At 50.3% G+C, this 21,220-nt stretch carries 16 protein-coding genes; 11 read left to right on the top strand and 5 right to left on the bottom strand.

The window, feature by feature from the left end:
- Window positions 1-10: 10 nt before the first annotated feature.
- The 4 genes from N5910_RS09140 to hacA are packed head-to-tail and all read right to left on the bottom strand — an operon-like array spanning window position 11 to window position 3,955.
- Entirely contained in the window at window positions 11-1,207 is a 1,197-nt protein-coding gene (locus N5910_RS09140; RefSeq protein ID WP_191216272.1) for a cysteine desulfurase, read from the bottom strand.
- 4 nt (window positions 1,208-1,211) lie between these two features.
- Window positions 1,212-2,192, bottom strand: a complete 981-nt coding sequence (locus N5910_RS09135; protein WP_305054991.1) for an isocitrate/isopropylmalate family dehydrogenase — start codon at window positions 2,190-2,192, stop codon at window positions 1,212-1,214.
- A gap of 9 nt (window positions 2,193-2,201) precedes the next feature.
- Window positions 2,202-2,684, bottom strand: coding sequence for a 3-isopropylmalate dehydratase small subunit (locus N5910_RS09130; protein ID WP_074359608.1), 483 nt, complete (start codon window positions 2,682-2,684; stop codon window positions 2,202-2,204).
- 11 nt (window positions 2,685-2,695) lie between these two features.
- Window positions 2,696-3,955, bottom strand: coding sequence for a homoaconitase large subunit (gene hacA, locus N5910_RS09125; RefSeq protein WP_191216270.1), 1,260 nt, complete (start codon window positions 3,953-3,955; stop codon window positions 2,696-2,698).
- Between the two features lie 298 nt (window positions 3,956-4,253).
- Between hacA and N5910_RS09120 the strand changes: the two genes are divergently transcribed.
- From N5910_RS09120 to N5910_RS09090, 7 genes are all read left to right on the top strand, one after another.
- Window positions 4,254-6,632, top strand: a complete 2,379-nt coding sequence (locus tag N5910_RS09120; protein WP_191216269.1) for a replication factor A — start codon at window positions 4,254-4,256, stop codon at window positions 6,630-6,632.
- Window positions 6,633-6,666: 34 nt separating this feature from the next.
- The gene (radA, locus tag N5910_RS09115) at window positions 6,667-7,602 is read left to right on the top strand and encodes a DNA repair and recombination protein RadA (RefSeq protein WP_191216268.1); all 936 of its coding nucleotides are present in this window, start codon (window positions 6,667-6,669) and stop codon (window positions 7,600-7,602) included.
- Between the two features lie 28 nt (window positions 7,603-7,630).
- Window positions 7,631-8,530 (top strand): AEC family transporter, encoded by a 900-nt coding sequence (locus tag N5910_RS09110; protein ID WP_074359604.1) that lies wholly within the window; start codon window positions 7,631-7,633, stop codon window positions 8,528-8,530.
- A 181-nt stretch (window positions 8,531-8,711) separates the two neighbouring features.
- Window positions 8,712-10,688, top strand: coding sequence for a H(2):CoB-CoM heterodisulfide ferredoxin reductase subunit HdrA (hdrA, locus tag N5910_RS09105; protein ID WP_261599591.1), 1,977 nt, complete (start codon window positions 8,712-8,714; stop codon window positions 10,686-10,688).
- Between the two features lie 142 nt (window positions 10,689-10,830).
- On the top strand, window positions 10,831-12,102 hold the full coding sequence (glyA, locus tag N5910_RS09100; protein WP_074359602.1) for a serine hydroxymethyltransferase: 1,272 nt from the start codon (window positions 10,831-10,833) through the stop codon (window positions 12,100-12,102).
- Complete coding sequence (locus N5910_RS09095) at window positions 12,103-12,813, top strand: dihydromethanopterin reductase (acceptor) (RefSeq protein ID WP_074359601.1); 711 nt, start codon at window positions 12,103-12,105, stop codon at window positions 12,811-12,813. It begins immediately after the preceding gene.
- 211 nt (window positions 12,814-13,024) lie between these two features.
- Entirely contained in the window at window positions 13,025-13,423 is a 399-nt protein-coding gene (locus N5910_RS09090; protein WP_191216266.1) for a HEAT repeat domain-containing protein, read from the top strand.
- 249 nt (window positions 13,424-13,672) lie between these two features.
- Here the strand turns inward: N5910_RS09090 and N5910_RS09085 are convergent, their stop codons facing one another.
- Window positions 13,673-14,032 (bottom strand): DUF192 domain-containing protein, encoded by a 360-nt coding sequence (locus tag N5910_RS09085; protein ID WP_084531295.1) that lies wholly within the window; start codon window positions 14,030-14,032, stop codon window positions 13,673-13,675.
- Window positions 14,033-14,126: 94 nt separating this feature from the next.
- Between N5910_RS09085 and N5910_RS09080 the strand changes: the two genes are divergently transcribed.
- From N5910_RS09080 to N5910_RS09065, 4 genes are read left to right on the top strand one after another with little or no spacing between them, the layout of a single operon-like run.
- A complete protein-coding gene (locus N5910_RS09080; protein WP_191216265.1) occupies window positions 14,127-15,332 on the top strand; it encodes a methionine adenosyltransferase in 1,206 nt (401 codons plus the stop codon).
- A 21-nt stretch (window positions 15,333-15,353) separates the two neighbouring features.
- Window positions 15,354-18,479, top strand: coding sequence for an isoleucine--tRNA ligase (ileS, locus tag N5910_RS09075; RefSeq protein WP_074359598.1), 3,126 nt, complete (start codon window positions 15,354-15,356; stop codon window positions 18,477-18,479).
- A gap of 9 nt (window positions 18,480-18,488) precedes the next feature.
- A complete protein-coding gene (gene purL, locus N5910_RS09070) occupies window positions 18,489-20,633 on the top strand; it encodes a phosphoribosylformylglycinamidine synthase subunit PurL (protein ID WP_261599590.1) in 2,145 nt (714 codons plus the stop codon).
- Window positions 20,634-20,643: 10 nt separating this feature from the next.
- Complete coding sequence (locus tag N5910_RS09065) at window positions 20,644-21,219, top strand: diacylglycerol/polyprenol kinase family protein (protein ID WP_074359596.1); 576 nt, start codon at window positions 20,644-20,646, stop codon at window positions 21,217-21,219.
- Window position 21,220 lies beyond the last annotated feature (1 nt).

Here is a 21,220-nt window from a genome sequence, read left to right as displayed (position 1 = left end):
TTGTTCATGGTCAAACCCCCAGTAATGATATTTCATTAAGGGTTTCTGCGAGTAATTCTATCTCCTCTTCTGTGTTATAGTAGTGTATGGATGCCCTCACCGTGCCTCCCATTTCATGGAGCCCCAGGTGCTTTATTGCAGGTATTGCGCAGTGGTGTCCGCTTCTAACACAGATGCCGGCGGTTTCATCGAGGAGCTTTGCAACGTCGTGGGGATCCATGTTATCTATGTTGAATGAAAGGATACCATAAATGTTTTGGGGGTCACCGTAGCACTCGAGCCTGTCAATGGATGATAGTTCACTGTAGAGTTTCTCTGTAAGTTTAATGGTGTGTTTCTCTATTCTGCCAATCCCTATACGGTTCATGTAGTCTATGGATGCCCCGAGGCCAATGAAACCTGCAATGTTAAGGGTTCCGGCCTCAAATCTTGCCGGAAATTCTTCAAGGACGTATTCATCCTCTGATACATCCAGGACGGTGCCGCCTCCAAGGCTGAAGGGTTCAAGTTCATCGATACATTCCCTGTTACAGTACAGGAAGCCGGTTCCAACGGGCCCCATGGTCCCCTTGTGCCCGGGGAATGCTGCGAAATCAGCACCTATCCCTTTAACATCAACTTCCATGTGCCCTATGGACTGGGCAGCGTCCACAAGGTAGAGGGCGCCGTGCTCATGGGCTATACTGCCTATCTCCTCCACCTCCTGCACCGAACCAAGCGCATTGGATATGTGGGTTACCGTAACAAGTCTCGTTGTATCATCAACCGCGTCCTCAATAACGGATGGGTCCACAACTCCAGTCTCATCAGCCCTGACAACCCTCACATCCACTCCCATCTTCCTGAGCCTCAACCAGGGAAGGAAGTTTGAGTGGTGCTCGATGTTGGGGACAACCACCGAGTCACCCCTCCTGAACCGCAGGCCACCGGCTACAATGTTTATTGCCTCCGAGGTGTTCTTTGTGAATATGATTTCATCTGCTGAGGCATTTATGAAGCCTGCGACCTTTGAACGGGCTTCATTCAACCTTTCAGTGGCCCTTACAAGAAGGGAGTAGGCACCCCTACCTGTGTTTGCATTGTAGGAGAGGAAGTACTCCTCCATTGCCCTCACAACAGGAAGCGGTGTGGGAGTTGTGCTTGCGGCGTCAAGGTAAACATGGTCCTCAAGGAGGGGTATATCAGACCTGACATCCTCCACCAGCATAAGATCACCCTTCAATTCTCCTGGCTATTTCCCTGGCCATTTCATCTGTTCCAAGATCACCACCAAGGTCCGGGGTTACAAGTCCATTCCGGAGTGTTTCTTCAAGTGCTTCCTGTATTTTCTGGGCTTCTTGTGGTTTTTTGAGGTGTTTTAGCATGAGTGCTGTTGATAGTATCATTGCTGTGGGGTTGGCTATGTTTTTTCCGGCTATTTGTGGTGCTGATCCGTGTACTGGTTCGAATATGGCGTTTTTTTCGCCTATGTTTGCTGATGGTGCTACTCCGAGGCCTCCGACCAGGGCTGCGGCTTCGTCTGAGAGTATGTCTCCGAACATGTTGGTTGTGACGATGACATCGAATTCATGGGGCTGTGTGATGAGGTACATGGCTGTGGCATCCACATAGTAGTCATTGGCCTCCACCTGGGGGTAACTGGAGGCGACCTCGTAGAAGACTTCCCTGAATATGCCGTCTGTCTTCTTGAGGACGTTGGCCTTATGGACGGCCGTAACACCGCCGCGGCCATCACCCACCGCGTAATCAAAGGCAAACCTCACAATCCTCTCGGAGGCAGCCCTGGTTATAACACGCCTTGCAACAGCACCATCAGACGTGTACTCCTCATCACCAACATAGAGATCCTCGGTGTTCTCACGGACAATCACAAAATCCAGGTCCGGATAAAGGCACTGAACCCCTGGAAGAGACCTTACAGGCCTTAAATTCGCAAAAAGGCCGAATTCACGTCGAAGTTTAACTATTACATCAGCGGCGCTTTCACCTGCAGCTCCGAACAGTGTTGCATCAGCCTCACCCACCGCCTCAAGGGTTTCATCAGGCAGGGGGGTCCCTGTTCTCTCGAGGCAGTCGTCTCCTGCATCTGCCATGATGAGTTCAGGGTTAAGGTCAAGGGCATCCAGCACGGTGAGGGCAGCATCCATAACCTCACCGCCAATGCCATCACCGGGTATAACCGCTATCTTCATCTCCATCACCTACAGTTCTCCACCCCTTTTGAGGTAGGGTATGAGCCCCCCGCTTTCAAGTATCTCCAGCATGAAATCAGGCAGCTTCTTGAATGGGAATTCTTCCCCATCCCTGATTATGACGCCCCTTTCAAGATCGACCTCGATTTCATCACCCTCTTCAAGCTCATCCGTTATCCCCGGGGCTTCAAGGAGGGGTATGCCGACGTTTATGGCGTTCCTGTAGAATATCCTTGCAAAGGATTCTGCAATAACGGCCGCCACACCAGCACCCTTGAGTGCCAGGGGTGCGTGTTCCCTTGATGATCCGCATCCAAAGTTTTTACCTGCAACTATGAAGTCACCGGGCCTGACCTTTGATGGGAATTCAGGGTCAAGACCCTCCATGACATGTTCTGCAAGTTTTTCAGGGTCCCTTATAACAAGGTACCGCCCGGGGATTATTATGTCTGTATCAACGTCATCAGGGAATTTCCAGACCTTTCCTTTCATCTTTAAACCTCCTATTTGATGTTTGCTGGGTGGGTGATTTTTCCTTTAACTGCGGATGCTGCTGCAACAGCCGCCGATGAAAGGTATACTTCGGCTTCGGGGCTGCCCTGCCTCCCCCTGAAGTTTCTGTTTGATGTGGAGAGGCTCACCTCACCAGGCCCCACCAGGCCCACATGTCCTCCAAGGCATGGACCGCAGCAGGGGTTGCATACAAGTGCCCCTGCATCCACGAAGATCTCCATGAGTCCCTCCTCAAGGGCGCGGCGGTAAACCTCCCTTGATGCGGGTATGACAAGCATCCTCACATCATCAGAGACCTTCCTGTTTTTCAGTATCCCTGCAGCATCCCTGAGGTCGCTGAGCCTTCCATTTGTACATGAGCCAAGGAATACCTGGTCTATCTCTGTCCCCTCAACTTCACTGACGGGTTTCACGTTGTCAACGTTGTGGGGACATGAAACCTGCGGTTCAAGTTCACTGACATCAATATCCATCACCCTGAGTGATGCCGCATCCTTATCGGTTTTAAAGACCCTGTATGGTTTACCCGACCTTTTTTCAACGTATCTGATGGTTTTTTCGTCGGGTTCCACTATCCCTGTCTTTCCACCCATTTCTATTGCCATGTTGGAGAGCACCATCCTGTCGGATACGCTCATCTCTGCAACGGTTTCACCTGCAAACTCGCATGCCATGTAGGTGGCCCCGTCTGCACCCACACGGCCTATGATGTTCAGGACAACGTCCTTTGCATAGACGTGCTCTGGCAGTGACCCTGTTATTTCAAATCTGAGGGTTTCAGGGACCCTGAACCAGAGTTTACCTGTTGCAAATACCATCGCCATGTCGGTTGACCCTATACCTGTTGCAAAGGCCCCCAGGGCTCCGTGGGTGCAGGTGTGGGAATCTGTGCCCACCACAACCTCGCCCGGCACCACGTGACCCTTTTCAGGGAGCACCTGGTGACACACCCCTTCACGGACGTCGTAGAAGTTTCCTATCCCCTGTTTCCTTACAAAGTCCCTCATTATCATATGGTTCCTGGCGGCTTCAATTGAGTCTGCAGGCACCTGATGGTCGAATATTACAACGATCCTTTCAGGGTCCCAGACCCTATCTGCCCTTATCCTTTCAAAGGATTCAACCGAAAGGGGCCCTGTGAGGTCATGGGTCATGGCAACATCTATATCTGCCATTACTATTTCACCGGCTTCCACTTCCTTTTCACCGGAAGCATTTGCAAGTATCTTCTCAGAAACAGTCATAGACATCTATTATCCTCCTTTAAAGGTGGTGAAGGTGATCATAAAATTTCCAGCAAATCATCTGGAAGGAGACCTGGCAGAATTAGAGATCCAATGGGATCTGAATGTACCCATCTGTTCACTGGAATGGTGTATTCTGGCATCATACTAAAAACTCGGACGAATTTTAATCTAATATTTTTAGCCGAGCAATATAAATACTTTGATAATAATATTTAAATATAAATTAATACTTATTCCAGTAGCTCACCAAGCCTATATTAATGGATGCAGCATTATATTATTAATCAAGTGAGGGACCCAAATGAAGGAAGAAATAAAAAGGGAATACCAGAAGATTAAGGACAGAATGTCCCTTGAAGAATTTCAGGAACGCATAGAGAAGAGGAAACAGGAACTTGATGATGTTGGGTTCATGGATGAACTCTCAATCGCCACAATGATAACAGATGAGATCCTCAGGGATGAAAATGAACTCATCTCAGAGAAACCCGAACACAGGCTGGATAAAATATCCAAACTCGAGGAGGGTGCCAGCACACCATTGACCGGGAGGGTCATGAGGATATCAAGTCCAAGGACCTTCACCACAAGGAAGGGAAAGGATGGTAAACTCACAAACGTAATCCTTGCAGATGACACAGGGGAAATCAGGACGGTTTTCTGGACAGAGAACATCAAGTTCCTGAAGAAATTCAGTGAGGGCGACGTGATAAGGATAAGGGATGTGAACGTAAAGGGCGGCTTCGGAGGCAGGAAGGAGGCCCATCTGATGCCAAGATCCACGGTTGAAGTCCTGGACCCCTCAGATTTCCCTGAATTCCCTGAATACACCGAGGAGATCACACCTTTAGGGGAACTTGTTGAGGACGAGGAGGTTAATGTCATTGCAAGGATCAGGGGAATATCCCGTGTAAGGACCTTTGAGAGGGATGGAAGGGATGGTAAATTTGTTACACTTGAACTGCTTGACTCCACAGGTTCAACAACCTACACCCTCTGGAACAATGATGTTAACCTCATAGAGGAACTGGGACTTGAAGAGGGAGACGCCGTAAAGATACTGGGGGCCCAGACAAGGAGACGTGATGACAGCGTGACACTCACCCACACAAGCACCACAAGGATAATCAGGGGCGACTACGATGTCCCTGAAGTCAGGGAGGAGATAATGAAGATAGGGGACCTCCATGAGAAGGACGGCGTCACCGTGATTGGACTGGTAACAAGGGTCTATGAGCCGATAGAATTTGAGAGGAACGATGGCACAACAGGCTCCCTGAGGTCAGTTGAGGTCACAGACGACACAGGATCTGCAAGGGTAACCCTCTGGAATGATGACGCCTTCCTGAAGATAAACAAGGGGGACATCGTTAAAATATCAGGGGCAAGGGTGGAGTTTGATGAATACAGCAACTCCTACCGCATAAACACCAACTTCAATACAAGGATAACCATCAACCCCAAATCCGACGAGTCACTCCTGAGGCTCCTTGAGGAGTACAGGGAGCACCTGAGGCCATTGAAGATATCACAGGTACTTGAAATTGAGGATGAAGGAGAGGAGGTTGATGTTGTAGGCCGCATATTCAGCCTCACAGATCCAAGGGAATTTGAGAGGGAAGACGGCACAGGAATCGTAAGGTCAATGGAACTTGCCGATGAAACAGGCAAAATAAGGGTCAGCCTCTGGAACGAGAAGGCTCAAAAGCCCCTGAACATCGGGGACGCCATAAGAATTGAGAACGCAAGAATCAGGTTTGGTCTATACAGCGTTGAACTCAGCGCTGGAAGAACAACAAGGATTACTGAGCCACTCCCGGAGGACATTCAGGATTTACCATCCTTTGAGGAGCTTGAAGAAATGCTCTACACAACAAAGAAGATAGATGAACTTGAAGAGGACAACACCGACATAAGGATAGTTGCAAGGGTCATTGACCTCTTCGATCCAAAGGAATTCCAGAGGGGTGATGGAACTCCAGGAATGGTGAGGACGGTTGAATTTGCAGATGACACCGGCTCAATAAGGGCAAGCCTATGGGATGAGAAGGCTGAGATGCCCCTCAGCATAGGAGACCCTGTCAAGATAGAGAATCCGAGGGTAATCTACAGGGATGATATGGGTGGAGGCAGACTTGAACTCAGCATAGGAAGAAGTTCAAGAATCGAGGCAGCCACTGAAAGGGATATGAAGCTCCTGCCATCCTTTGAGGAGCTCCAGGAGATACTCTACCCTCTGAAAAACATTGAGGACCTTGATGATGAGTCAAGGAACGTCATGATCAGGGGGGAGCTCAATGAAATGTACGGGGGACGCATACTCTCTGTGAAATGCCCTTCGTGTAATGAGAGGCTTGATATGAATGAGGAGAACATATGTAACTTCTGCGGAGAACTTGTTGATGAACCAAGGTACCTCCTGATGATCCCCGGATGGATCAGCGATGATACCGGAGAGATAAGGACGATCTTCTTTGGAAGGGAGGCTGAAAAGGTCCTGGGGATGACTACAAGGGAGGTTGTTGATACTATAAACAGGTCCGCAGATGAATCAGCACTTCAGGAGCGTGTCGAGGATCTTAACGGCGCCACCGTAACGGTTATAGGGAACGCGGAGTTCGATGAATACAATGAGGAGCTTAGATTCATCCCGAGGAAGGTTGTGAATATTGAACTCTGATGATTATCTGACTGAATGTTAAAGGGAGATTGAAATGGTTGAACTTGAAGATCTACCAAATGTAGGGGCTAAAACAGCCCAGAAGTTAAGGGACGCGGGTTTCGGCGATATGATGCGTCTTGCAACAGCCACCGCCAAGGAATTATCTGTAAAGGCAGAGATCGGTGAGGGGGTAGCTGAGAAGGTAATAGAGGCGGCGCGAAGGGCTGAGAAGATAGACTTCGAAACCGCCTTTGATGTGATGGAGCGCCGGAAGGACGTTGGAAGGATAACAACAGGGAGCAAGGCATTTGATGAACTCATAGGCGGCGGGATAGAGACCCAGGCCATCACCGAAGTTTTCGGCGAATTCGGGTCAGGTAAAAGCCAGCTTTCACATGAACTGGCAGTCACGGTCCAGCTACCTGAGGATAAGGGAGGGCTTGATGCAGAGGCGGTCTTCATAGACACAGAGAACACCTTCAGGCCCGAGAGAATAGAACAGATAGCAAACGCCTTTGAACTGGACCTTGAGGAGGTTCTTAACAAGATACACATTGCAAGGGCCTTCAACTCCAGCCATCAGATCCTCATGGCAGAGAAGGTCAACGAGCTCATACAGGAGGGTAAAAACATACGCCTGGTTATTGTGGACTCCCTAACAGCCCACTTCAGGGCAGAGTATGTGGGAAGGGAGGCCCTTGCCACACGCCAGCAGAAACTTAACCAGCACCTCCACACCCTCCAGAACATTGCAAACACCTACAACGCCGCAGTATTTGTAACCAACCAGGTTCAGGCAAGGCCTGACGCGTTCTTCGGCAGCCCCACCAAGGCCATAGGCGGTCACGTCCTTGGCCACGCAGCAACATACCGTATATGGCTCAAGAAGGGACTTGCAGGTAAGAGGATAGCAAGACTCGTTGACAGCCCCCACCTCCCTGAGGGTGAATGCGTATTCAAGATAACCACAGCAGGTATAGTTGATTAAACCCACAATTTAATTTTTTTGTGGTAAAATGGGATCCATTGAAACTGTTTTTTCCATAATAATCCTTGTTATAACAGGTTATGTCCTGAAGTCCCTGGGTGTTCTCAGGGAGGAGGATGCCACCCCACTCAACAGGGTGGTCATAAACGTGGCCATACCCTCCCTTATATTCACATCCCTCTACAGGGCAGATCTTGCAGGAATCTCGCATCTCCTGCTCATACCAGCAGTCTGCATATTAACCGGGTTCATATCAGGGGCCATGGCCTTCACATGGACCCGCTACAGGGGCATGGATTCCAGAACCGCATGGTCCCTCGTGATACCCGCAGCCATGATGAATTCAGGCTTCCTTGGTTACCCGGTCACCATTGGAATATTCGGTTCCGAGGGACTTGTGCGGGCCATCTTCTATGATACAGGCACCACGATCCTTTTCACCCTCCTGGGACTTTCCCTGGCCATTTCCTCGGGAGCCCCCAGGAAAACGGTTCTTCGAAGGACCATCCTCTTCCCTCCCCTATGGGCATTCCTCCTTGGCATAACCTTTAACCTTCTGGGAATCCACCTGGGCCTGGGAGGTACGGTGCTCGGATACCTTTCAGGCGCAGCGGTTCCCCTTATAATGATATCCCTGGGTTTAACCATCAACTTCAGGTTCTTCAGGGATTCCATAACCGACGCCGCCGCCGTAAGTTCTATACGACTTGTTTTATCACCCCTGATAGCTGCCCTGCTGGCATGTGCCCTGGCATTTAGGGGTATTGAAATGTCGGTAATCATACTTGAGGCGTCCATGCCATCGGCCATGCTGGCGGCCGTCCTTGCAATTGAGAATGAACTTGACGTGGGCCTCACATCTGCCTGCATATTCATGAGCACCTCCCTGGCCCTTGTCTCGATACCCCTCTGGACCATGGTGCTCTGAATGTTCCATGAAATCAGCTAATAAAATAAAACATGTTCATCAGAAAACCGAATAAATAGAATAAAATGTAATACTATATAAAGCTTACTTAAAATTCTTGATAGAAATCTTTATTTATGATAGTGCTATACCTTACATCACCTAATTATCATTGTTAGATACCCCTATGCAAGGTGATCTAATGGCAGAAGAAAAGAAAGAAACAATGGAAGAACCAAAAATCGGTGTTTATGTCTGCCACTGTGGTGTAAACATCGGCGGTGTGGTTGATATAGAAGCTGTCAGGGACTACGCTGCAAAACTACCAAATGTTGTGGTTTCAAAGGACTACAAATACTACTGTTCCGACCCGGGTCAGCTTGAAATACAGAAGGACATAAAGGAACTCGGACTCAACAGGGTTGTTGTTGCTGCATGTTCCCCAAGGCTTCACGAACCAACCTTCAGGAGATGCGTTGAGGAGGCAGGTTTAAACCAGTTCCTCTTTGAATTCGCAAACCTCAGGGAACAGGACTCATGGGTACACATGGATGACCCTGAAGGAGCAACAGAAAAGGCCAAGGACCTTGTTAGGATGGCTGTTGCCAAGGTAAGGCTCCTCGAACCCCTGGAAGCATCCAAGGTCAGCGTGGATGACAAGGCACTGGTCATAGGTGGGGGTGTCGCCGGTATACAGACAGCCCTTGACCTTGCTGACATGGGATTCAAGACCTACATGGTCGAGAAGAGGCCAAGTATCTCAGGAAGAATGGGTCAGCTGGACAAAACCTTCCCGACCCTTGACTGTTCAATGTGTATCCTGGCACCAAAGATGGTGGACGTGGGTAAACACGACAACATTGAACTCATAACCTACGCCGAGGTTAAGGAGGTTGACGGTTACATAGGTAACTTCAAGGTCAAAATCGAGAAGAAACCAAGATACATAGATGAAGACCTATGTACCGGTTGCGGTTCCTGTGTCGAGGTCTGTCCAATTGAAATGCCAAACTACTTCGACGAAGGAATAGGTATGACCAAGGCAGTGTACATACCATTCCCACAGGCCGTCCCCCTCTGCGCAACAATAGACAAGGACTACTGTATCGAGTGCATGCTCTGTGATGAGATCTGTGAGAGGGGAGCCGTAAAACACGACCAGGAACCAGAAGAGATAGAAATCGAGGTCGGTACAATAATCGTTGCAACAGGATACGATGCATACGACCCAACAGAGAAACTTGAATACGGCTACGGAAGGCACACCAACGTCATAACAGGTCTTGAGCTTGAAAGGATGATCAACGCCTCAGGACCAACAGACGGTAAGGTCATCAAACCATCAGACGGTGAGAAACCTAAGAGGGTGGCCTTCATACACTGTGTCGGTTCAAGGGACGAGCAGATAGGAAAACCATACTGTTCCCGTGTCTGCTGCATGTACATCATGAAGAACGCACAGCTCATCAAGGACAAGATGCCTGACACCGAAGTCACACTCTACTACATGGACATAAGGGCCTTCGGTAAAGGATTCGAAGAGTTCTACAAACGTTCACAGGAGAAATACGGAATCAAATTCATCAGGGGACGACCTGCCGAGATCATTGAAAACCCTGACCTGACCCTGACAGTGAGATCCGAGGACACACTCCTCGGTAAGGTCACAGAGTACGACTATGACATGGTCGTCCTTGGTGTGGGACTTGTACCACCAGAGGGCTCAGAAAAACTAAGACAGACCATAGGTCTATCCAAATCTGCAGACGGTTTCCTCATGGAAGCCCACCCAAAACTAAGGCCTGTTGACACCCTGACAGACGGTGTATACCTTGCAGGTGTAGCTCAGGGTCCAAAGGACATCCCTGACGCTGTGGCACAGGCTTCAGGTGCAGCTGCACGTGCAGCGATACCAATGGTCAAGGGTGAAGTGGAGATCGAGCCAATAGTCGCCGTGACAGACTCCGATGTCTGCGGTGCATGTGAGGTCTGCATTGAACTCTGCCCATTCGGTGCCATAAGCATCGAGGAAGGCCATGCAAATGTTAACGTGGCCCTCTGTAAGGGCTGCGGTACCTGTGTGGCAGCATGCCCATCAGGTGCAATGGACCAGCAGCACTTCAGAACAAAGCAGATAATGGCTCAGATCGAAGCTGCACTAAACGAACAGGCAAAATAGATGGGATCATCCCATCAAATCCTTTTATTTCTTTCTTAACAGTTCATTTTTTGAGTTTCTCTTTCTGAATCCTCAGAGCTTGGGGACCTGACACCAATTTTTATATTGTGATTGCAACTATTTACCTATGGAGATGATTTTCATGGTCAGCAATCAGGATTACACCGAGAATATCAGACAGCTTATGAAGGAACATAACAGCTGGATGGAGTCAAGCATCAACCTCATAGCAAGTGAAAACATAACGAGCTCACGGGTGAAGGAGGCTCTCCTTTCGGACCTATCCCACCGTTATGCAGAGGGCCTCCCAGGTGAAAGGCTCTATGAGGGCTGCAGGTACATCGATGAGATTGAGGAGCTCACAATTGAACTATCAAAGAAGCTCTTCAGGGCGGAGCATGCAAATGTCCAGCCAACCTCCGGTGTGGTGGCGAACCTAGCCTGCTTCTTTGCAACTGCAGATGTAGGAGACCCTATAATGGCCATGGAGGTCCCCTACGGCGGCCACATATCCCATGCCACCGTCAGCGCAGCAGGTGTCAGGGGCTTCAAAGTATACACACACCCTTTTGACTTTGAGAACATGAACATAGACGCAGATGCAATGAAAAAGAAGATACTTGAGGTTAAACCAAAAATAGTCCTCTTCGGCGGCAGCCTCTTCCTCTTCCCCCACCCTGTGGAGGAGGCTGTTGAGGTTGCAGAGGAGGTCGGCGCAAGGATAATGTATGACGGCGCCCATGTCCTTGGCCTCATTGCAGGCGGCTACTTCCAGGACCCCCTCCGTGAAGGAGCAGACATGCTTGTTGGAAGCACCCATAAGACATTCCCGGGCCCCCAGGGAGGCATAATACTCTGCAGGGATGAACTTGCAGGTGACATAGACGAGGCGGTGTTCCCTGGCCTTGTGAGCAACCACCACCTCCACCATGTGGCTGGTCTTGGAATAGCAACAGCAGAGATGCTTGAATTTGGAAGGGAATATGCGGGTCAGATAATCAAAAATGCAAAGAAACTCGCAGAGTCCCTCAATGAACTTGGATTCAACGTGCTGTGCGAGCACCTTGACTTCACAGAGTCCCACCAGGTCGTCATGGACGTCTCTAACATCGGGAGGGCAGCCGAGATATCAAAGAGACTCGAGGCCAACAACATAATACTCAACAAGAACCTCCTGCCATGGGATGATGTTAACAGGTCAGACGACCCATCAGGTATAAGGATAGGTACCCAGGAGATAACAAGGAGGGGAATGAAGGAGCCTGAGATGGAAGCGGTCGCAGAGTACATCAAGAGGGTTGTTATTGACGGTGAAGATGTTAAGGATGAGGTTTCAGAGTTCATGTCCTCCTACACCAGGGTCCACTACGCCTTCGAGGAGTCAGAGGCCTACAAGTACATGGAGATTCAGTAGATGAGGATTGCCTGGGCATTCACAGGGGCAGGTCACCTGCTCCTTGAGAGTGTGGAGGTCCTTGAGGCTATAGTTGAAGAGGGCCATGAGGTGACCATACTGCTTTCAGGGGCAGCCGAGGAAGTACTGAAGATGTACGGCCTCTTTGGGAGAGTAAGGAGCCTTTCAGGGGGTTATTACAGGGAACTTATCCATGAAAGCCAGGAGGGCTACAGTTTCCCGGTAACCGGGAGGCTGTCCATGGGGAGATACGACCTTCTTGTGGTCTCCCCGGCAACCTCCAACACCGTGGCAAAGGTGGTTCACGGGATAGCGGACACCCTCGTGACCAATGCAGTGGCTCAGGCAGGTAAGGGGGGCGTCCCGGTATATGTGGTGCCGGTGGACCTTGAGGAGGGTGATGTTGAGACGGTGCTACCCTCCAAACTTGAACTGGAACTCTGCAGGAGCTGTGAACCATGCAGGGCAGCCGCAGCATGCCCATCCGATGCCATAATCCCTGGAGTTGAAATAAGGCTCCTCAGGTGCACCGGATGCGGGGCATGCAGGACAGCCTGTCCCCATGGTGCGGTCTCAGGTGGAAGGATAATAACCATCCACATGAGGGAGGTTGATATACTTAACACAAGGAAACTCTCCACCATGGAGGGTGTGGATGTCCTTGAAGAACCCTCAATGGTCCTCAGGGCCATCCAGGAGACAGTCCAATGATGCCGTCCATGAAAAGAATTATTTTTTGACATATAAACATTAAACCCAATGGGATGTCTGGGTTCAGTTCAAAGCCACAGATTCGATCATTTTGACATATAAACCTTAAAACCTATGCATCTGACCTGAAAAGGCAGGCTTATTCTGATTTCCTGACCCAGCACCTGAAAATTATTAAGGACAATGAAGTACAGAGAATATAATATAGGGGGTGCCATTATTGGATGGTAAGAGGATTGATTTTCTCATAGAGGAACTTAAAAACCCTGACTGGGTGGTGCGTGAAGATGCTGTTGAGCTCCTGGCCGAGGTCGCTGACCCTGCAGCAGTCGAACCCCTCATAGGGGCCCTTGATGATGAGGATTACCATGTAAGGGAGGCCGCGGCCCTGGCCCTCGCAACCTTTGATGATGAAAGAGCGGTCAAACCACTGCTGGAGCACCTGAACGACGAAAAACCCGGTGTAAGATACGCATGCGCCCTTGCCCTTGGAATACTCGGTGATGAGGATTCAATAGAGGCCCTGGAGGCCCTCCTCGACGATGAGAGCCCAATGGTAAGGAAGGTGGCAGAGGTTGCAGTGTCGGAGATAATGAAACGAAGGGGTTAGACTGGATGGTCTCTGAGCCATCCATCACTCTATCTCTCTTTAGATTTGTCCAGTTTATCAGATAGTGGAAATTTTATTAAGGTTTTTCAATCCACTATTTCAGTAAATGTGCAGGTTATGGAGTGTGTCTTCCAGGGATATTAACTTACTTCAGCATCTGCACGGAGTCTACATCAGAACATCAGGCACCTGGAATTAGGGTTTATTCTGTTGGATGGTGTTGTTTATGGGATCTTCTTGACATCAGGATCATCTGAATTCGATCTCATCACCCTTTTCTGTCATGGATTCAGCTATCCTCCCCTTCCTGAGTTCAATAACATACCTTGCTGGCTTATCTGGATTGTAGATCTGCCAGGGCTTGAGGGTTGCGGTGTCAACCACCCTCATATCCTCATCAACAAACACGACATCAAGCGGTATCCTCATGAAGAACATGTGGATACCCGACCCATAACGGCCCCTCCCGGTGGGTATTTCAAGTACGAGGCCGGCATCAAGTTCCCCCTTAAGCATCAGTCCCCTGAAGCGGGACAGGAATGTGTCTGCAAATCTAACCTCTCCCAGGCTCGTGCCCCTGGTCTTATTAATAACCTCTCTTCTCATCATAATTACTCCTGGAAACTGGATGTCTATATTTATTTATATAATCAGCTCAAAACCATAAACCATTACTGTGCATATTCATCAGGAGGTTATCACTGTGAGAAATATTATCGTTGAACCCCTTAACCAGACACCCATTGAGGATCAGAAGGTTGAGATAGTTGAAAGGAAGGGTATAGGGCACCCTGACAGTATAAGTGATGGTATAGCAGAATCAGTGAGCAGGGCCCTCTGCAACGCTTACCTTGACCGTTTCGGGGCAATAATGCACCACAACACCGATGAGGTCCAGATAACTGCAGGTGAATCAGCCCCTGAATTCGGCGGCGGGGAGGTTATAAAGCCAATCGAAATACTCCTGACAGGCAGGGGTGTTGCAGAGGTTGATGGGGAGAAGATAGGCATCGACCGAATAGCCATTGCAGCTGCAAAGGATTACCTCAAGGAGAACATAATAAACCTCGATGTTGAGACATGCACGGTTGTTGAGTGCAAGATAGGGCATGGCTCAGGGGATCTCAGGGACGTATTTGCAAGGAAGGGAGACTCACCACTCTCAAACGACACATCCTTCGGCGTAGGGTTCGCACCATTCTCAGAAACCGAAAGGATAGTCATGGAGGCAGAGAACCTCCTTAACTCACCCGAGTTCAAGAAGAAACACCCTGCAGTCGGTGAGGACATAAAGGTCATGGGCCTCAGGGAGAACGATAACATAACCCTGACCGTTGCCTGCGCCATGGTTGACAGGTACGTCCAGGACCTTGACGAATACCTTGAGATCAAGGCCATGGTGAAGGATGAGGTCTTCAGGCTGGCATCAGGAATCACGGACAGGAACCTGGAGGTCTTTGTCAACACCGCAGACCGGTGCGAGGATGATGAACCATCAGTCTACCTCACCGTGACAGGTACCTCTGCAGAGATGGGAGACGATGGATCCGTTGGAAGGGGTAACCGTGCCAATGGCCTCATAACACCCAACAGGCCAATGTCAATGGAGGCCACATCAGGAAAGAACCCCATAAACCATGTAGGTAAAATATACAACCTGCTCTCAAACCAGATGGCTGCAGATATAGTCGAGGCTGTTGAGGGTGTTAAACAGGTCCATATAATGATACTGAGCCAGATAGGTAAACCAATAGACCAGCCAAAGGCAGCCACCTCCCAGATAATCCTCGAAGAGGGATACACCATGGAGGAGGTCACACCTAAGGTTTCAAGTATAATGGACGCATGGCTGGAGGACATATCAGATATAACAGAGATGCTTGTTAAGGGCCAGCTGAGGACATTTTAAATTAACCTGAGGGAGAATATAATGCCAATCCAGGAAGCCGAGAAATCCTACAGACCCCACATAATCGAAGAGAAGGTTCAGAGATTCTGGGAAGAAAGGGACATCTACGAACGTGTTAAGGAGCTAAGGGAGGATAAAGCCAGGTACTCATTCCTGGACGGACCACCATACTGCAGTGGCAGGATCCACCTGGGCACAGCATGGAACAAGATAATGAAGGACACATTCCTTCGCTTCAAATCAATGAGGGGCTTCGATGTAAGGAGGCAGCCTGGATGGGACACCCATGGCCTTCCAATTGAACACAAGGTTGAAGGATTACTGGGTGTGAAGAGCAAGAAGGACATTGAGGACAAAATAGGCATCGAGAAATTCGTTAAGAAGTGCCGTGAATTTGCAGTGGAAAACAAGGCCGTCATGACATCCCAGTTCCAGAGACTAGGGGTCTGGATGGACTGGGATGACCCCTACGTGACCTTTGACCCGGCCTACATGGAATCATGCTGGTGGACCCTCAAAAGGGCCCATGAAAAGGACCTCCTTGTAAGGGACCTGAGGGTCATCACATGGTGCCCCCGCTGTGAAACAGCCCTTGCCCTTGCAGAGATAGACTACCATGAAAAGGAGGACCCCTCGGTATACGTTAAGTTCCCGGTCACAGGGGACACCTACATCCTTGTATGGACAACCACCCCATGGACGCTCCCCGCCAACATGGCGGTCTCTGTACACCCTGAATTTGACTATGCATATGCACGCCTGGGAGACGAGACCTACATAATGGCAGAGGCCCTGGTGGAGAAGGTCCTTGGAGAGGATGCAGAGATCATCAAGACTGTCAGGGGAAGTGAACTTGAAGGCCTGGTTTACAGGCACCCCCTCCAGGACGAGGTCCCCTACCATGCCTCCATTGAACACAGGGTGATCCTCGGCGAACACGTCACCCTCACCGAGGGTACCGGATGCGTCCACACAGCCCCCGGACACGGACCAGAGGACTTTGAAGTCGGTAAGAAGTACGGGCTTGAGGTATTCTGTCCCGTGGATGAGGCAGGGACATTCAGGCCAGAGGCAGGTAAATATGAGGGCCTTTTTGTTAAAGATGCGGACCTCCTGATAATAGAGGACCTTGAATCAAAGGGACTTCTCCTGAGGGCTGAGACAATAAGCCACAGGTACGGTTTCTGCTGGAGGTGCAAGACACCCATAATCTACCTTGCAACAGAGCAGTGGTTCCTGAAGATAACCGAAATAAGGGACCGGATGCTGGAGGAACTTGACAGGGTCCAGTGGATCCCATCCTGGGCAGGGGAGAGCCGATTCAGGAACTGGATAGAGAACGCAAGGGACTGGACAATTTCAAGGCAGAGGTACTGGGGGATACCCATCCCCATCTGGGTCTGTGAGGAATGTGACAGCATACACGTGGTGGGATCAATAGATGAACTCCGCGAAAGGGCGGTTGAGGGAGAACTTGAGGGGGACTTCATACACAGGCCCCACGTGGATGCCATAATACTTGAGTGCGACCGGTGCGGCGGTAGAATGAAGAGGACACCCGATGTGCTTGACGTATGGATAGATTCGGGGGTCGCAGGCTGGGCCTCACTCCACTACCCCCGGGAGGATGAGCTCTTCAGGGAATGGTTCCCCTACGACTTCATAACAGAGGGACATGACCAGACCCGAGGCTGGTTCTACTCCCAGCTTGGCTGTGGCGTCATAGCCCTGGATGAAACACCCTACCGCCGGGTGCTGATGCACGGTTTCACCCTTGATGAGGAAGGAAGGAAGATGAGCAAATCCCTGGGAAACGTTGTTGAACCAGAGGATGTCATAGAAAAGTACGGGGCAGACGTCCTCAGATTCTACCTCCTCTGGGCCAACAAGCCCTGGGAGGACCTTAAATTTGTATGGGACGAACTCAAAAACATCAACAAGATGTTCAACATACTCTGGAACGTTTACGTCTTCTCAACAACCTACATGTCCCTCGACAGGTTCCAGCCAACGGACCATAACCCCGATGACCTTGAATTCAGGGTTGAGGATCACTGGATACTCTCAAGGATAAACTCAACAGTGGAGGCGGTGACAGAGGCCCTTGATAACCTCCACTTCCACAGGGCAACCCGCGAACTCCATGACTTCATCGTGGAGGACCTCAGCAGGTGGTATGTCAGGCTCATAAGGAGCCGCACATGGGTGGAGAGGGATGACCCTGATAAACTTGCAGCCTACCACACCCTCTACAGGGTGCTGAAAACCCTCACCTTAACCCTTGCCCCGGTGGCACCCCACATATCAGAGGACATATACCAGAACCTTGTGAGGGGCGCCGAACCCGATTCCCCCGAGAGCATACACATGCTTGACTGGGCAAGTCCTGGAGTCGTGGACAGGGAACTTGAAGCCAGCATGGACACTGTCTGTGAGATCATAGAGGCATGTGCAAGGGCAAGGGACTCTGCACGGTACAAGTTAAGGTGGCCTGTAAGGGAAATAGTCGTGGTATCAGAGGATGAGGAGGTTCTGAAGGCGGCCGAGTCACTTAAAAGTGTTATAGCTGAACAGGCAAATGCCAAATCCATCAGGACAGCCACAGAATTCCCTGAGATGAAGGTAATCGCCAAGCCCAACCCTGCAACCCTTGGCCCGAGGCTGAGGGGTGACATGCCCCTTGTGATGAGGGAGCTTGAATCAGCAGATGGCGCTGCTGTCAGGGACTCCCTTGAATCAGAGGGAGAATTCACCCTCAGGGTGGATGACAGGGAGATCAAACTGGGTCCTGAGGATGTAATATTTGAAACTGAACTTCCCGAGGACATTGTAAGCGCACAGTTCGATGGTGGGAGCGTATTCGTTGATACAAAACTCACACCGGAGATAATGAGCGAGGCAATGGCACGTGAACTTGTAAGGAGAATACAGGATATGAGGAAGGACCTTGACCTTGATGTCGAGGCTAGGATAGAGGTTGCAGTTAAATCTAGCGGTGACTTCAGGGAACTTACAGAACCCATGGCTGACTTCATAGAACATGAGGTCAGGGCCAGCAAACTTTCCTTTGATTACACCGAGATGGAGTACACCAAGGAATGGAAGATATCCGATGAAAACATCATAATATCAATAAAACCCCTGTAGGGTGTGAAAATGGTTTTAACTGATTCAGAGATGGAATTCATAAGGAAGGAACTTGGCAGGGAACCCAACCCCCTGGAGTATGGAATGCTGGACGTAATGTTCTCAGAGCACTGCTCCTACAAGAGCAGCAGACCGGTCCTCGGACTCTTCCCCACTGAGGGTGAGAACGTTATAATAGGACCCGGGGATGATGCGGGTGTCGTTGGAGTCACGGATGAACTGGCACTTGTAATCGGTATTGAAAGCCACAACCACCCATCTGCAATAGAACCCTATGGAGGGGCGGGTACCGGTATAGGCGGAATACTCAGGGACATAATATCAATGGGCGCCATGCCAGTGGCCCTACTTGACTCCCTCCGCTTCGGGTACCCTGAGGACCAGAAATCAAGGTACCTCCTTGAACACGTTGTTAAGGGGATCTCAGATTACGGTAACCGTGTAGGTGTCCCGACAGTGGCGGGTGAGGTTGAATTCGATGATAACTTCAAGTTCAACCCCCTCGTGAATGTCATGTGCGCTGGCCTGGTGCCAAGGAACAGGATAAAGAGGGGCATGGCCCCGAACCCCGGGGACGTTTTCCTCCTTATGGGCGGCAGGACAGGAAGGGACGGTATACATGGAGTTACCTTCGCATCAGAGGAACTTACAAGCTCATCAGAACTCGAGGACAGACCCGCGGTCCAGGTGGGGGACCCCTTCACAAAGAAGATGGTTATGGAGGCAAGCTTCGAGATAATGGACCGGATAGATGTCTCAGGTGTCAAGGACCTTGGAGGGGGCGGATTAACCTGCTGCATCTCAGAACTGGTTGCAAAATGCAACAACGGTGCCAGGGTGGAACTCGAGACCATACCCCTACGGGAGGAGGGAATGACACCCTACGAGATAATGCTCTCAGAGTCACAGGAGCGAATGATATTCGTAATGAAACCAGAGGACGTCGAAGCGGCCATGGAGATCTGCAGGAAATATGAGCTCCCTGCAGCAGTCATAGGCGAGGTCACGGACACTGGCCGGATGGTGGTTGAGGAGAAGGGAAGAATAATAGCTGACCTCCCGGCGGAACTCCTCGCTGACCCGCCCGTGGTTGAAAGAGAGGCCAGAAAGCCGCCTGAACCACCCAAGGACGTGGAGGTCCAGCACCCTCCCCTGAAGGATGCCCTGCTTCGGCTGATGTCCTCACCAAACATTGCAAGCAAGAGATGGGTTTACCGCCAGTACGACCATGAGGTCCAGATAAGGACCGTTGTAAAACCCGGAGATGACGCCGCGGTCCTGAGGGTTGATGATGAGAACGGAGTTGCCCTTACAGTTGACTGCAACAGCATACACACAAGGATGGACCCCTACAGTGGAGGGGCAGGTTCGGTTGCAGAGGCCGTGAGGAATGTTGTTTCAATGGGCGCATGGCCCCTCTGCATAGTCGACTGCCTCAACTTCGGAAACCCTGAGAAACCAGAGGTTTTCTGGCAGTTCAGGGAGTGTGTAGGGGGGATGGCGGACATGGCCAGGGCCTTCAGCACGCCTGTTATAAGCGGTAATGTTAGCTTCTACAATGAAACAGAGGGCGTTACTGTCAACCCCTCACCGGTGGTTGGAGTTGCAGGAAAGCTCAGACTCGAAAACATAAAGACCCTTGAATTCAAGGCCCCTGGAGAGTACATTGTGATTATAGGGGAGACTAAACCTGAGATGGGAGCATCAGAGTACCTGAGATCTGTGCACGGTATAGTCGACGGGTTACCCCCGGCAGCGGACTTAAATGGAGAGGTGAAGGCAGCAGAAACGGTAAGATCCCTCATTGAGGAACACGGTGATTCAGTAACCGCAGTCCATGACTGCTCAGCAGGGGGGATAGCCGTGGCGGTTGCGGAGATGGCGCTGAAATCTGGTATGGGTGCCGTGATTTATACAGAGAAGATACCGGGCGAATTCAGAAATCCCCATGAGGCCCTCTTCTCAGAGTCCCATGGAAGGTATATACTGACGTTATCAGAGGATCCAGGGGAAATATTATCGGATTCAGGTGTTCCATGGGCTGTAATAGGAAGAACAGGTGGAGATGTCCTGAGGATGGATGATGTGGAGATCCCTGTAGGGGAGATCCATGGGGCCTATCATGGAGTGATTGAATCATACATGTCCACCTGAAGGTGTTTTCTTGAAATACAGAAGGGAGTTCTTCAGGCAGCTCATCCATGCATCGGGCATAATCTTCATAATCATTTCAACCTACCTAAACTCCCTTCAGATGTTAATTTTATCGGTCCTTGCCGCAGCAGCAGGGGAGGTAATATTCAGGATAGACAGGATCCACTACATACCCCTCCTTTCAGGCATCCTCAGGGGATGCAGGAGGAACACCTCTGAGAGGGGCTTCATATACTACTTCCTGGGAATGGCGGTAACCTATGCGATCTTTGGGTTCAGCATGGACATTGCAAACGGCGCCATACTCATACTCACCCTGGGCGACTCATTCTCCACCATCATAGGCAGGGAATACGGGAAGCACAGGCTCCCCTTCAACAGGGATAAGAGCATTGAGGGGTCCCTGGCATTTGCTTTTTCAGGATTCATTGGAGCCCTGTTCATCATTGGACCGCTCCCTGCACTCACCGGGGCGGTCACAGGGGCTCTTGTGGAGGCATACACACCGGTTGAGGATAACCTCACCATACCGGTATTCGCAGGAGCCGCCATTCTCCTTTCAGGCCACCTTATGGGCGCCCCTTAAC

The sequence above is a fragment of the Methanothermobacter wolfeii genome (genome assembly GCF_025397995.1).
In the GTDB taxonomy this organism is placed as follows: domain Archaea; phylum Methanobacteriota; class Methanobacteria; order Methanobacteriales; family Methanothermobacteraceae; genus Methanothermobacter; species Methanothermobacter wolfei.
The sequence above is the reverse complement of the archived record's forward strand: the minus strand, read 5'-3'. Positions and strand labels throughout refer to the sequence as shown.